This is a genomic window from Sphingomonas sp. SphC10 (assembly GCF_057004845.1).
The window spans coordinates 1,194,634-1,208,247 of record NZ_CM168044.1 but is presented as its reverse complement, the minus strand read 5'-3'; the positions used below and the strand labels follow the sequence as shown (position 1 = coordinate 1,208,247).

Here is a 13,614-nt window from a genome sequence, read left to right as displayed (position 1 = left end):
TGACCTTGTCCGACCGGCTTCGTTCGTTCTATGTTCCGACCTGTCCCTTAGTCTGACAGGTTGTCGAAATGCCCGAATTGATCGCCGTTACCCTGCTCGCCCTGTTGCTGGGGGGCGTGGTCGGCTGGATGGCCGCGCGGCGAAAGGCCGATGGCCTGGCCGCCGAACTGGCGACCGCCAAGACCCGTGCGGGGGAAGTGGAGTCGCTGCGTGCCGCCCGCGACGCCGCCGAGCGCGACCGGAGCGAGGCGCTTCAGGCGCTGGCCGAACTGCGCGGCCGCGCCGCCGATCTCGATGTTATCCGGGCGGCGCGCGATGCCGTCGAGGCCGAGCGCAACGCCGCGCATCGCGAACTGGCCGAGTTGCGGGCTCGCGCGCAGGAGCGCGAAACGGCCTATGCCCAGACGCTGGAGGCGCTGGGGCAGGCACGCGAACAGATCAACGCCCAGTTCGGCGAAGCCGCCGCCCGCGCACTGGAAGTCGCCCAGCGCCAGTTTCTGGAACGCGCCGAGGCGCGCTTCCGCCAGTCGGAAGAGGCCTCCGGCCAGACGCTCAAGGCGCTGCTCGACCCGGTTCATCAGCGACTCCAGCGCTATGAGGAAGGCGTCCGCAAGGTCGAGGACGAGCGCCGAGACGCATTTGGCGAATTGAAGGGCCAGATCGAGGCGATGCGGATCGGCCAGGAGCGCGTCTCGGGTGAGGCGGCCAAGCTGGTCAATGCGCTGCGCAACGCTCCCAAGGCACGCGGACGCTGGGGCGAGCAGCAGCTTCGCAACGTGCTGGAGAGCTGCGGTCTGTCCGAACATGCCGATTTCCAGACCGAGGTCAGCGTCGATGACGGCGAGGGCGGTCGCCTGCGCCCCGACGCGATCGTGCGTGTGCCGGGCGGCAAGGCGCTGGTGATCGACGCCAAGGTGTCGCTCAACGACTATCAGGATGCCTTTGGCGCGGTCGATGAGCCCGAGCGGCAGTTGGGTCTGGCGCGCCATGCCGCCGCGATGCGCGCGCATGTCAATGGTCTGGGCAACAAGAGCTATTGGAACCAGTTCGAGGACGCGCCCGACTATGTCATCATGTTCGTCCCCGGCGAGCATTTCCTGTCGGCGGCGCTGGAGAATGATCCGACTCTGTGGGATTTCGCGTTCGACAAGCGTGTGTTGCTGGCGACCCCGACCAATCTGATTGCGATCGCGCGGACGGTCGCGGCGGTCTGGCGGCAGGAGAAGCTGGCGCAGGAAGCGCGGCAGATCGGGGCGCTGGGCAAGGAACTCTATGCCCGCCTTGCCGTGATGGGAGGCCATGTGTCGAAGCTTGGCAAGAATCTCGATACCGCGATGACGGCCTACAACGCCTTTGTCGGGAGCCTGGAGAGCCAGGTGCTGACCAGTGCGCGACGCTTCGAGGCGCTGAATATCGACACCGGCGGCAAGAGCATCGACCCGCCACCCATCGGCGAACAGGCGGTGCGTCCACTGAGCAAGCTGCTGCCCGTGGCGGATCTGGCCGAGGCCGAGGCGGAGTAAGGTTTTTCCGTCAATCTGATCGACATTCTTTCCCTTCGCCCCTCATAGAGGGGAGAGGGTTGCGCAGACTTGGTCTTTGCGAAAGCAAAGGCCTAGTCGAAGCTGGGTGAGGGGTGTTGCGCTCGCTCTGCGAGCGCGCGAGCCAAAGGCTCGCTCAACCCCTCACCCAAGCTGCGCTAGCCAGCAGGCTGGCAAGCTCCGCTATCCAGGGGAGAGGGAAGTCCGGGCAGCATAACTGTCGATTGCCCCTAGATTCCGAGTTTCGCGGGAGCGACTATCTCGCGATAACTGGCATAGCAGTTTCAAATGAACGGGAGGCATTCTTATAGAACGCCTCCCCCGATCCATCAGGCCGCAACCGTCCCCTTCGGCGCCGCCGCGCGAACGCCTTCGTCGACATGGTCGGCGAACTGCTTGAAGTTCTCGTTGAACAGGTCGACCAGCTTGGCCGCCGTCGCGTCATAGGCGGCCTTGTCCGCCCAGGTGTCGCGAGGGTTCAGGATCGCTGCATCGACGCCGGGCACCGATACCGGAACCTGGAAGCCGAAATTCGGGTCGGTCCGGAACTCGACTTGGTTCAAGCTGCCGTCGAGCGCGGCGTTGAGCAGCGCGCGGGTTGCCTTGATCGGCATACGGTTGCCGACGCCATACTTGCCGCCGGTCCAGCCTGTGTTGACCAGCCAGCAATCGACCCCGCCCTTGGCGATCCGCTCCTTCAGGAGATTGCCATAGACTGAAGGATGGCGCGGCATGAACGGCGCGCCGAAACAGGTCGAGAAGGTCGCATCCGGCTCGGTCACCCCGATCTCGGTGCCTGCCACGCGGGCGGTATAGCCCGAGAGGAAGTGATACATGGCCTGTTCGGGCGTCAGCTTGGCGATCGGCGGCAGGATGCCATAGGCGTCCGCCGTCAGCATCACGATGTTGCGCGGTACGCCCCCCATATTGTCCTTCGACGCATTGGGGATGAAGTCGATCGGATAGGCACCCCGGCTATTCTCAGCCAGGCTGTTGTCGTTCAGGTCGAGCTGGCGCGTGACCGGGTCCATGACGACATTCTCGAGCACCGTGCCGAAGCGCTTGGTGGTCGCGAAAATCTCCGGCTCGGCCTCGGGCGACAGGCGGATCATCTTGGCGTAGCAGCCGCCCTCGAAATTGAAGACCGCCGTGTCCGACCAGCCATGCTCGTCATCGCCGATCAGCGTCCGGCTGGCATCGGCCGACAGGGTCGTCTTGCCGGTGCCCGACAGGCCGAAGAACACGGCCGTCGAGCCGTCCGCGCCCATGTTCGCCGAACAGTGCATCGGCATCACGCCGGTGGTCGGCAGCAGATAGTTGAGCAGGCCGAAGACCGACTTCTTCATCTCGCCTGCGTAGCGCGTGCCGCCGATCAGGATCAGCTTCTCGGTCATGTTGACCGCGATCACCGTCGAGGAGCGGCAGCCGTGGCGCGCGGGGTCGGCGCGGAAGCTCGGCAGGTCGATGATGGTGTATTCGGCGGCGAACTTGCGCAGCTCATGCTCTTCGGGACGGACCAGCATCGTGCGGATGAACAGATTGTGCCAGGCCAGCTCGGTTACGACGCGCACGCGGACTCGGTGTTCGGGCTGCGATCCGCCATAGAGGTCTTGGACGAACAGGTCTTCCTTCTGGCCGAGCGCGGCGAAAAAATCGGCCTTCAGCGCGGCGAAATCGTCCGAGCTCATCGGCTTGTTGGTCTTGCCCCACCAGACGGTGTCGCGCGTCGTGTCGTCGCGGACCATGAACTTGTCCTGCGCCGAACGGCCGGTGTGCTCGCCCGTCTCGACGACCAGCGGACCGTCGGCCGACAGCTTGCCCTCACCGCGTGCGACGGCGGTTTCGATCAGCCGTGCGGTGACGAGGTTCCAATGCAGGGTGGCGCGGGTCTCGATCCCCTGGGCTTGCAGACCGATCTCCGGAATCCGTTCGTTCATAAGAGCTTCCTCGTTCCCCAAGGCGGCGGGTCCTGACGGCCCGGCGCTGTTTCACCGCACGCGAATACGTATGCGTTGGATCGTCCCATACGCCATTTGTTTAACACGTCAAACACGCTCTATGGCGAAGATGGTTGAGCCGTGTCTCACTTTGGCTTAACCGAGGGCCATGGCGGTCTTTTCGCATGACACGGGTCCGGGGGCGGTCGCATGACGGCCACCATTGCGCTGGTCGATGACGACCGGAACATCCTGACCTCGGTATCGATCGCGCTTCAGGCCGAGGGTTTCGTGACGCGCGTCTACGCTGACGGCGAGGCGGCGCTGAAGGCGCTGATCGACAACCCGCCAGACCTCGCGATCTTCGACATCAAGATGCCGCGCATGGATGGGCTGGAGCTGCTCCGCCGCCTGCGTGAGAAGAGCCAGATTCCTGTCATCTTCCTGACCAGCAAGGACGACGAGCTGGATGAGGCGCTGGGTCTGGCGATGGGGGCGGACGATTACATCGCCAAGCCCTTTTCGCAGCGGCTGCTGATCGCGCGCATCCGGGCGATCCTGCGCCGGTCGGAATATGTCGGTGCCCCGCAGGGCACGCCCGCCGCCGATGCGCAGGGCCCGCTGACCCGTGGGCAGCTTGCCATGGACCCGGCGCGGCACCGCGTGACGTGGAAGGGCGAGCCGGTCACGCTGACCGTCACCGAGTTCCTGATTCTCGAGACGCTGGCGCAGCGACCCGGCATCGTGCGCACCCGCAACCAGCTGATGGATGCCGCCTATCAGGACGACATTTATGTCGACGACCGCACGATCGACAGCCATATCAAGCGCCTGCGCCGCAAATTCCGTCAGGTAGACCCCGAATTCGACGCCATCGAGACGCTCTATGGCGCCGGTTACCGATTCTCCGAGGAGTGAAGCCCCCGACCTGGCGTTGCGCTGGTCGGGCCAGATTTCGCTGACCCAGCGGATTCTGGCGCTCAACATCTTTGCGCTGCTGCTGCTGGCGGGCGGGTTTTTCTATCTGGATTCCTATCGCGCCCGGTTGCTCGACAACCGGGAGGCCCAGTCGCTGCGCGAAGTGCGGCTGATGGGCGAGGCGCTGAGTTCGGTACGCAGCGAGGAACGCGACCTGCTTGTCGTCCGGCTGGCGCGCGATACGGGCGGGCGCATCCGGCTGTTCGATGCCGCCGGGCGACTGGTCGCGGATAGCCGGGCGCTGGGTGTTCGCAACGTCGTGCTTCGCGATCCGGACAAGCAGGATTGGGGGCAGGCGATCGCCCGCTTCCTGGACGCCGGGATCGACACCGTGGTCGGCGCGGCCCGGCCGCCGCTCTATCGCGAGCGTCGCGGCGGTGCCGAATGGCCGGACGTCCGTGCGGCGCGGGACGGACGTGTCTCCGCCTCGGTCTGGCGTGCGCCCGATCGCACGCCGGTCATCACCGCCGCCGCGCCGCTGCCGAGCGGTGGGGCGCTCATGGCGACCGAGAATGCGCGCTTCATAACCGAGACGGTTCGGATCGAACGGTTTCGGTTGAGCGTGTTGCTGGCGCTGGTGGCGCTGATTTCGGTGCTGTTGTCGCTGTTCCTGGCGCGCACCATCGTCCGTCCGTTGCGGCGGCTGGCGCGCGCGGCGGTGCGGGTTCGGCTGGGCCGGGCGCGGGAAGTCGTGGTGCCGCGTCTGCCCGATCGTCGCGACGAACTGGGGATGCTGGCCCGCGCGCTGTCCGACATGAGCCTGGCGCTGCGTGCCCGGATCGACGCGACCGAGGCCTTTGCGGCGGACGTGACGCACGAGTTGAAGAATCCGCTCGCTTCGCTCCGCTCCGCCGTCGACACGCTGGAGACGGTCCACGACCCGGACCTCCAGGCGCAGTTGCTGGCGATCGTTCGCGACGATGTGCGGCGCCTCGATCGGCTGATCACCGATATTTCCGACGCCTCGCGGCTCGATGCCCAGCTGAGCCGGGCCAAGTTCGATCCCGTGGATCTGAATGCGCTTCTGGCCGGACTGATTGCGCAGCGCGAGGCACGCGGGGTCGAACGGGGCATCCGCCTTCGTTTCGATTCGACCGAGCCGGGCCCGGCCATGGTGTCCGGCGAAGGTGCACGGTTGGAGCGGGTGTTCGAGAATCTGATCGACAATGCCCTATCCTTTTCCCCCGACGAGGCGGTGGTCGCGATCAGCCTTGCGGGCGAACCGGATGATTGGGTCGTGCGGGTCGAGGACGAGGGGCCGGGCGTGCCGGAGGAAGCGCGCGAAGCGATCTTCCGCCGCTTCCACTCGATCCGTCCGAGCTCGGAGAATTTTGGACGCCATTCCGGGCTGGGCCTCGCCATCGCCCGGACCATCGTCGAGGCGCATCAGGGGCGCATCCATGTCGAGTCGCGCGAGGACCGGATGAGCGGAGCGCGCTTCGTGGTGCGCCTGCCGCTGGCTGCGATCGTCTGATGGGTGAGCTCATTCATGCCACCTGCGTGACGATAGGCGGAACTGGCGTGATGCTGCGCGGTCCGTCGGGGACCGGAAAATCCGATCTGGCGCTGCGGTTGATCGACCGGGGAGCGGTCCTGATCGGGGACGATTATGTCGAGGCGACGGCCAGGGATGGCGCCCTGCATGTCACCGTGCCGGAGCGGATCGCCGGGCTGATCGAGGTACGGGGCGTCGGCATCCTGCCTTATCCGTATCGGGCCAGCGCGACCATCGGCCTCGTTGTCGAACTGCATGTCGATCCGGATGCCGAAGAACGTCTGCCCGAGGCACGACAGACCGTGATGACGGGCGTCTCACTCCCTATATACAGGCTTAATCCGCGTCCCGCTTCGGCCCCGATCAAGGTCGAGTTGCTGGCGTCTCGCCTCAAGGAATGCCCGTAATGGACCGAAAACGTATCTTGCTGGTGACCGGCATGTCCGGGGCCGGGACCTCGACCACGCTCAAGACGCTGGAAGATTTGGGCTGGGAGGTGGTCGACAATCTGCCGCTCTTTCTGCTGAACGGTCTGCTGGAGGCCGCGCCGCCCCAGGGCATGGAGGGCAAGAATCGGCCGCTGGCGATCAGCATCGGCGTGCGGACCCGCGACTTTGCACCCGACCAGATCACCCAAAGCATCCGGCGTCTGAACGAGCGCCCCAATCTGGCCATCGAGACGCTGTTCCTGAATTGCGGCGGCGCGGAGTTGAAGCGCCGCTATGCCGAGACGCGGCATCGCCATCCGCTGGCGATGGATCGGGCCGCCGATGACGGGATCGCGCATGAGCGCGCCCTGTTGGCCCCGGTCCGCGACATGGCGGACCGGCTGCTCGACACGACCAACATGACCAGCAATGACCTGGGCAACTGGCTGCGCGCCAATTACGCGGTCGACGGCCTGAGCGAGCCGGTGCTGACGGTCATGTCCTTCGGCTTTTCCAAGGGGTTGCCGCGCAACGCCGACCTGGTCTTCGATATGCGGTTCCTGCGCAACCCGCACTGGTCGGCCGAGCTGCGTCCCGGCACCGGGTTGGACAAGGGGGTCATCGACTATATCCGGCATGACCCGGTCTATGAGACGGCCGTGGGGCAGATCGAGACGCTGCTCGACACGCTGGTGCCGCGTTATATCGCGAGCGGGAAATCCTACATCACCATCGCGATAGGCTGTACCGGCGGGAGACACCGGTCGGTCCATGTCGCCGAACGCATCGCGGGACGGTTGCGCCAGAGCGGTTTTTCCCCCACGGTGGTGCATCGTGATTTGGGTGCCGTGCCGAAAGACTCTTTGGAAGCCAGGCCGGCCAAACAATGATGGATATGCGTGTCTGACATGATCGGTCTGGTTCTGGTGACGCACGGGCGGCTCGCCGATGAGTTCGTGACCGCGATGATACATGTGGTCGGCCCGCAGGAGCGGATCGCCACCATCGCGATCGGGCCGGAGGATGACATGGAGGAGCGGCGTGCCGACATCGCCGCCGCCATCGCCACCGTCGATGCCGGGCGCGGCGTGATCGTTCTGACCGACCTGTTCGGGGGAACGCCGTCCAACCTCGCCATCTCGCTGATGGAGCGGGGTCGGGTCGAAGTGATTGCGGGAATGAACCTGCCCATGCTGATCCGGCTGGGCTCGGCGCGCAAGTCGATGCAGGTCGTCGATGCCGTCGCCGCCGCGCGCGAGGCGGGGCGCAAATATATCTCGGTCGCCTCCGAGGTGCTGGGCGAGGCCGCCGCATGACGGAGCAGACGCGATCCGTCCTGATCACCAACCGCCGGGGCCTTCATGCGCGTGCCAGCGCCAAGTTCGTGACGCTCGCCTCGACCCAGCCCTGCGAAGTGCGGGTGGCCAAGGACGGCAGTACGGTGACAGGCACGTCGATCATGGGCCTGATGATGCTGGGTGCCGCGATGGGCGACACCATCACGATCAGCGCGGCGGGTGACGGTGCGGGCGAGACGGTGGAAGCGCTGGCCGCGCTGGTGGAAGCGAAGTTCGGCGAAGACTGATGCCCCGTGAAATTACCGCTTACTCCAACCCGCTGATCAAGTGGGCCCGCGATCTGCGCGACAAGCGTCATCGCAAGCAATCCCGCCAGTTCCTGGCGGAAGGCCTGCGCATCCTGACCGAGGCGCGCGAGACGGGGCGGCTGCCGACCCTGTTATTCTATGCTCGGCCGTCGGCGGGTCATCCGCTGGTCCGTGACCTGATCGAGGCGGTCGAGGCGTCGGAGGGCGAGGCGATCGAGACGACGCCGGACATCCTGTCGAAACTGTCGGGCAAGGACAATCCGCAGGCGGTTGTCGGCGTGTTCGAGGAGTTGGGCGTCACGCTCGACGAGTTGGACCGCAAGGCATCCGGTATTTGGCTGGTCGCCGAGCGTCTGCGCGATCCGGGCAATCTGGGCACCATCCTGCGCACCGGCGATGCGGTGGGGGCAGGGGGGCTGATCCTGATCGGCGAATGCGTCGATCCCTTTTCCGTCGAGGCAGTGCGGGCCAGCATGGGGGCTCTGTTCACCGTGCCGATCGTGCGGACCGAGTGGCAGCCCTTCCTGGACTGGCTGCGGCAGGGGCCGGGTCAGCTGGTGGGGCTCAGCCTCGATACCGACTCGGACTATCGCGCCGCGCGCTATACCGCGCCGACCTTCTTGCTGACCGGCAACGAGGCGCAGGGGATGCCGCCCGAATATGCCGAGGCCTGTGACACGCTGGTCAAGATTCCGATGCTGGGCAAGGCCGACAGCCTGAACGCGGCCGTGGCGACGGCAGTCATGGCCTATGAGGTGCTGGCGCAGCAGCGGGGCTGAGCGGCCGGTTCAGGCCTCCGGCTCGATCGGCTCGACCAGCAGCGTGCCGCCATCGACATGCGCGATCCTTAAACGCGTCCCGCTGACCGTATCGGGCCCGCGCACCGGCCATTCGCCGTCACCCAGCCGGGCGCGGCCCTCACCACCGATGATCGGGGTGGTGACGGTGACGATCTGCCCGCGCAGCCGCCGGGCGGGTTCGTTGAGGACGGGGGCATCGCTTTCCACCGGAAAGTCGCGATACCAGCGCCGCCCGATGACAACGCTCACCACACTCCAGACCGCAAAATCGGCCAGTTGCAGACCGGCCGGCAAGTCCGGCAGCGCCCAGGTCGTCAGCGCGGTCACGCCCGCGGCCACGGCAAGGAAGACCAGGAATACACCCGGCACCAGCAATTCGGCGATCCCGAGCGCCAAGGCCCCCGCCAGCCAGAGTGCGGCAGGGTCGAGGTCTCCGATCGTCATGACGGTGACTGGTCGAACGGCCCCGGCTTGGTGGTGACGCGTGGGGTAGCGGCGTCGGACTTGCCGCTGCCCAGCGCTTCCTTGGCCAGTTCGCCGATGCCGCCCAGCGTCCCGATCAGCTGGGTCGCCTCGACGGGGAACAGGATCGTCTTGGCATTGGGGCTGGTCGCGAACTTGCCGACCGCTTCGACATATTTCTGGGCGATGAAATAGTTGATGGCCTGGGTGCCGCCCGACTCGATCGCCTCGGACACGACACGCGTTGCCTTGGCCTCCGCCTCGGCGGCACGCTCACGGGCTTCGGAGTCGCGGTACGCCGACTCGCGACGGCCTTCGGCTTCCAGGATACGCGCCTGCTTCTGGCCCTCGGCGCGAAGGATCTCCGAGGCGCGCGAGCCTTCCGCCTCCAGGATATTGGCGCGCTTCTCGCGCTCCGCCTTCATCTGGCGCGCCATGGCGTTGACGATGTCGACCGGCGGGCGGATGTCCTTGATCTCGACGCGGGTGATCTTCACCCCCCAAGGCGTCGTCGCGTGATCGACGACGTTGAGCAGGCGGGCGTTGATCTCGTCACGCTTCGACAGCGTTTCGTCCAGATCCATCGAACCCATGACGGTGCGTAAATTGGTCGTGACCAGGTTCAGCAGCGCGACATAGAGGTCCGACACCTCATAGGCCGCCTTGGGCGCGTCCAGCACCTGAAAGAAGACGACCCCGTCGGTCGAGATCATCGCATTGTCTTTCGTGATGATCTCCTGCCCTGGAATGTCGATCACCTGCTCCATCATATTCACCTTGCGGCCGACACGATAGAAAAAGGCGGGGTAGAAGTTGAAGCCGGGGATCGCCGTGCCCGTATAGCGGCCGAAATGCTCGATCGTGTATTGATAGCCCTGGCGGACGATCTTGATCGACATCATCAGATACATCAGCACCAGCAGGACGGCGAGCGCGGCGATAATCAGGCCCATGGACGGCTTCCCCCATAATCGGTCCGCCGGTGTTCTAGCATGGCGATGCACCAAGGGCCTAGCGGGAACGGCTTGCTTTGGTTACATGGCCCGCCACTTGTTCCCTCCGCAGGATTTGGCAGCCCCATGGATATCCGCCTCGGCCTCACCTTCGACGACGTGCTCCTCATACCCCAGGAGTCCGACGTTTTGCCGAGCACCGCAGACACGCGGACGCAACTGACCCGCTCGATCGCGCTCAACATCCCCGTCCTGTCGGCGGCGATGGACACCGTGACCGAGGCCGACATGGCGATCGTCATGGCGCAGCTGGGCGGCATGGGCGTTCTACACCGCAACCTGACCGTCGAGCAGCAGGTCGCCGCCGTCCGCCAGGTCAAGCGGTTCGAGAGCGGCATGGTCGTCAACCCGATCACCATCTCGCCGACCGCGACGCTGGCCGAGGCGCAGGCGCTGATGGCGCGGCACCGGATCAGCGGCATTCCCGTCGTCGAGTTCGACGGCCGCCTGGTCGGCATCCTGACCAACCGCGACGTACGCTTCGCCGAGAACCCGCAGCAGCCCGTGTCCGAGCTGATGACGCATGAAGACCTGGCGACCGTCAAGGTCGGCGTCGGCCAGGACGAGGCGCGTCGCCTGCTCCATGCCCGCCGGATCGAGAAGCTGCTGGTCGTCGACGACAGCTATCGCTGCGTCGGTCTGATCACGGTCAAGGACATCGAAAAGGCCGTTACCTATCCGTCGGCCACCAAGGATGGCTCGGGTCGCCTGCGTGTCGCGGCGGCCTCGACGGTCGGTGAGAAGGGTTTCGAACGCACCCGCGCCCTGATCGAGGCCGAGGTCGACTGTGTCATCATCGACACCGCACATGGCCATAACCGTGACGTTGCGCGCGCGGTCGAGGCCGCCAAGAAGCTGTCCGACACGGTGCAGGTGATTGCCGGTAACGTCGCGACCGCCGCCGCCACCCGTGCGCTGATCGATGCGGGTGCGGATGCGGTCAAGGTCGGCATCGGGCCGGGTTCGATCTGCACGACCCGCGTCGTCGCCGGCGTCGGCGTGCCGCAGCTGACCGCCGTCATGGACTGTGCCGAGGAAGGCTGGAAGGCCGGTGTACCGGTGATCGCCGATGGCGGTCTGCGCACCTCGGGCGATCTCGCCAAGGCGCTGGCGGCGGGTGCTGGCGCCTGCATGGTCGGCTCGCTGCTGGCTGGCACCGAAGAGGCACCGGGCGAAACCTTCCTGTATCAGGGCCGCGCCTATAAGTCCTATCGCGGCATGGGCTCGGTCGGGGCGATGGGTCGCGGTTCGGCGGACCGCTATTTCCAGGGCGACATCAAGGACCAGATGAAGCTGGTGCCCGAGGGCATCGAGGGTCAGGTCGCTTACAAGGGCCCGGCGCGCGACGTCATCCATCAGCTGGTGGGCGGCATCAAGGCGGCGATGGGCTATACCGGTTCGGCGACGCTGAAAGATCTGCGCGAGCGGGCGCAGTTCGTCCAGATCACCGGCGCGGGCCTGAAGGAAAGCCACGTTCATGACGTGACGATCACGCGGGAAGCTCCCAATTACCCGACCCGCTAAGCTGACGGAGCGCTTCGCATGACCCCCGGCGCCCGCACCCAGGCGGCGATCGAGTTGCTGGACGAGATCGTCGCCGCGGCCGCCAGCGGCGGCGCGGCGGCCGACACGCTGATCGCGCGCTATTTCGCCACGCGCCGCTATGCCGGGTCGAAGGACCGGCGTGCGGTGCGTGAGCTGGTCTATGCCGCCATCCGGCAGGCCGGACCGGTGCCGTCGTCCGGACGTGCGGCCGTGCTCGCGGTGGCGGATCAGGATCCGTCGATTGCCGCAACGTTCGACGGGACGGGGCATGGGCCTGCGCCGATCACTCCTGACGAACCGCGCGCCGAGGGCGGGGTTGCTCCCGCCTGGTTGGTCGAGGCTCTGACCGCCTCCGGGCTGGATGCCGCGCAGCAGGCCGCCCTGGTCGATCGGGCCCCGCTCGACCTGCGGGTCAACGGCCTGGCGACGACCCGGGACGCGGTAATGGAGCAGTGGCCCGACGCCACCGCGACGCCGCATGGGCCGATGGGCATCCGCCTGCCCAACGGAACGCCGGTCGAGCAGTCCGATCTGTTCCGCGCCGGGCTGGTCGAGGTGCAGGACGAAGGCAGCCAGCTGGTCGGCGAAGCGCTGGCGGCGAAGCCGGGTGAATGGCTGGTCGATCTTTGCGCCGGGGCGGGGGGCAAGACGCTTCAACTGGCGGCGGCAATGAACAATCAGGGCGCGCTGCTCGCCTGCGATATCGACCGCGCGCGGTTGCAGCGACTGGCGCCCCGGGCGGAACGCGCCGGGGCGACGATCATCGAGAGCCGCCTGCTCAACCCCGGCCGCGAAGCCGAGATGCTTTCGGACTGGGCGGCCAAGGCGGATGGCGTCCTGATCGACGCCCCCTGTTCCGGAACCGGGACCTGGCGGCGCAATCCCGAGGCGCGCTGGCGTCTGACCCCGGAGCGGCTGGTCCGGCTCGGCACAATGCAGGCGCAGGTGCTGGACATCGGTGCCGGTCTGGTCAAGCCGGGCGGACGGCTGGTCTATATCGTCTGTTCGCTGCTCGATGCAGAAGGGAGCGAGCAGGTGGCGGCCTTCCTGTCGCGCCATCCCGGCTGGTCAACCGCGCCGATCGAACCGGGGATCGGGACAACGCATGGCCTGGGCCAGCGGCTCGATCCGGCCACCCATGGCACGGACGGCTTTTTTGTCGCCTGCCTCCGGGCGCCATGCTAGCATTCGGCTCAGTGCCACGTCCGGAGTTCCTCATGCGTTTGTCGTCCTTGGCTGCTGCCGCCGCATTGGCGGTGGTTTCGCTTTCCACTTCGCTCAGCGGTCAGCGCTCGGACAGCCAGATCGATGCTCGCTCGATGCAGTTGCTCGAACAGGCGCGCGGGCTGAAGGCGGCGGGCAATCTGGACGGCGCGACCGACATGCTGGAGACGGCCGTGACGGTCGATCCGCGCAATCGGGGGGCGTTTATCCTGCTGGCCGAAGTCGCGGATGCGCGCGGCCTTCCGGGCAAGGCGATCCGCCTGTATCGGGAAGCCTTGCTGCTCGATCCTAATGACACGCGGGCGTTGCGGGGGCAGGGCGAGGCGTTGGTCCAGCGTGGCGCGGTGGCGCGCGCCAAGGACAATCTCGCCAAGATCAAGACGCTCTGCAAAACCGACTGTGCCGACGCGACCGCGCTCTCTGCGCAAATCGCCAAGGGGCCGCCCGCGCCGGTGACGACGGCGCAGGTCGACAGTAAGACGCCGCCGACACCGTAAGCATCCTCCCCGGCACGGGGAGGTGGCAGGACGCGGGCCTGACGGAGGGGGGCTTCCTCATAGGATGCCGTTTACGGCACGCCCCCTC

14 protein-coding genes are annotated in these 13,614 nt (G+C 66.4%); 11 read left to right on the top strand and 3 right to left on the bottom strand.

Features of this window, described 5'->3' with window-relative positions; translation table 11 throughout:
• Nucleotides 1-68: 68 nt before the first annotated feature.
• Nucleotides 69-1,523: a DNA recombination protein RmuC gene (locus ACWKSV_RS05335; protein WP_076716406.1), complete on the top strand. Its 1,455-nt coding sequence runs from the start codon at nucleotides 69-71 to the stop codon at nucleotides 1,521-1,523.
• Nucleotides 1,524-1,870: 347 nt separating this feature from the next.
• On the opposite strand, the gene ACWKSV_RS05330 is transcribed toward ACWKSV_RS05335, so the two are convergent.
• Nucleotides 1,871-3,478 carry a phosphoenolpyruvate carboxykinase gene (locus tag ACWKSV_RS05330; protein WP_076716405.1) on the bottom strand — a complete coding sequence of 536 codons (1,608 nt, stop codon included), beginning with the start codon at nucleotides 3,476-3,478 and terminating at the stop codon, nucleotides 1,871-1,873.
• A 210-nt stretch (nucleotides 3,479-3,688) separates the two neighbouring features.
• Here ACWKSV_RS05330 and ACWKSV_RS05325 point away from each other — a divergent pair, with 210 nt between their 5' ends.
• The 7 genes from ACWKSV_RS05325 to ACWKSV_RS05295 are packed head-to-tail and all read left to right on the top strand — an operon-like array spanning nucleotide 3,689 to nucleotide 8,764.
• Nucleotides 3,689-4,396, top strand: a complete 708-nt coding sequence (locus tag ACWKSV_RS05325) for a response regulator transcription factor (RefSeq protein ID WP_076716403.1) — start codon at nucleotides 3,689-3,691, stop codon at nucleotides 4,394-4,396.
• Nucleotides 4,365-5,930 carry a sensor histidine kinase gene (locus ACWKSV_RS05320; RefSeq protein WP_076716401.1) on the top strand — a complete coding sequence of 522 codons (1,566 nt, stop codon included), beginning with the start codon at nucleotides 4,365-4,367 and terminating at the stop codon, nucleotides 5,928-5,930. Before ACWKSV_RS05325 ends, ACWKSV_RS05320 begins: the two co-directional genes overlap by 32 nt.
• Nucleotides 5,931-5,980: 50 nt before the next feature.
• Nucleotides 5,981-6,358: an HPr kinase/phosphorylase gene (locus ACWKSV_RS05315; RefSeq protein ID WP_237243363.1), complete on the top strand. Its 378-nt coding sequence runs from the start codon at nucleotides 5,981-5,983 to the stop codon at nucleotides 6,356-6,358.
• On the top strand, nucleotides 6,358-7,269 hold the full coding sequence (rapZ, locus tag ACWKSV_RS05310; protein ID WP_156884287.1) for an RNase adapter RapZ: 912 nt from the start codon (nucleotides 6,358-6,360) through the stop codon (nucleotides 7,267-7,269). Before ACWKSV_RS05315 ends, rapZ begins: the two co-directional genes overlap by 1 nt.
• An 18-nt stretch (nucleotides 7,270-7,287) precedes the next feature.
• Nucleotides 7,288-7,695 (top strand): PTS sugar transporter subunit IIA, encoded by a 408-nt coding sequence (locus ACWKSV_RS05305; protein WP_042482384.1) that lies wholly within the window; start codon nucleotides 7,288-7,290, stop codon nucleotides 7,693-7,695.
• Complete coding sequence (locus ACWKSV_RS05300) at nucleotides 7,692-7,964, top strand: HPr family phosphocarrier protein (protein WP_056434862.1); 273 nt, start codon at nucleotides 7,692-7,694, stop codon at nucleotides 7,962-7,964. The genes ACWKSV_RS05305 and ACWKSV_RS05300 overlap by 4 nt, the downstream gene beginning before the upstream one ends.
• Nucleotides 7,964-8,764, top strand: a complete 801-nt coding sequence (locus ACWKSV_RS05295) for a TrmH family RNA methyltransferase (RefSeq protein ID WP_076716397.1) — start codon at nucleotides 7,964-7,966, stop codon at nucleotides 8,762-8,764. Before ACWKSV_RS05300 ends, ACWKSV_RS05295 begins: the two co-directional genes overlap by 1 nt.
• Before the next feature lie 9 nt (nucleotides 8,765-8,773).
• Here ACWKSV_RS05295 and ACWKSV_RS05290 read toward each other — a convergent pair whose 3' ends face one another.
• Both ACWKSV_RS05290 and ACWKSV_RS05285 read right to left on the bottom strand, forming a co-directional pair.
• Nucleotides 8,774-9,229, bottom strand: a complete 456-nt coding sequence (locus ACWKSV_RS05290; RefSeq protein WP_076716395.1) for an NfeD family protein — start codon at nucleotides 9,227-9,229, stop codon at nucleotides 8,774-8,776.
• Nucleotides 9,226-10,200, bottom strand: a complete 975-nt coding sequence (locus ACWKSV_RS05285; protein ID WP_076716393.1) for an SPFH domain-containing protein — start codon at nucleotides 10,198-10,200, stop codon at nucleotides 9,226-9,228. Before ACWKSV_RS05285 ends, ACWKSV_RS05290 begins: the two co-directional genes overlap by 4 nt.
• Nucleotides 10,201-10,326: 126 nt before the next feature.
• Between ACWKSV_RS05285 and guaB the strand changes: the two genes are divergently transcribed.
• The 3 genes from guaB to ACWKSV_RS05270 are packed head-to-tail and all read left to right on the top strand — an operon-like array spanning nucleotide 10,327 to nucleotide 13,526.
• Nucleotides 10,327-11,784, top strand: coding sequence for an IMP dehydrogenase (gene guaB / locus ACWKSV_RS05280; protein ID WP_076716391.1), 1,458 nt, complete (start codon nucleotides 10,327-10,329; stop codon nucleotides 11,782-11,784).
• 18 nt (nucleotides 11,785-11,802) lie between these two features.
• Nucleotides 11,803-12,990 carry an RsmB/NOP family class I SAM-dependent RNA methyltransferase gene (locus ACWKSV_RS05275; protein WP_191864505.1) on the top strand — a complete coding sequence of 396 codons (1,188 nt, stop codon included), beginning with the start codon at nucleotides 11,803-11,805 and terminating at the stop codon, nucleotides 12,988-12,990.
• Between the two features lie 32 nt (nucleotides 12,991-13,022).
• Nucleotides 13,023-13,526 (top strand): tetratricopeptide repeat protein, encoded by a 504-nt coding sequence (locus ACWKSV_RS05270; RefSeq protein WP_172839667.1) that lies wholly within the window; start codon nucleotides 13,023-13,025, stop codon nucleotides 13,524-13,526.
• Nucleotides 13,527-13,614: the final 88 nt, after the last annotated feature.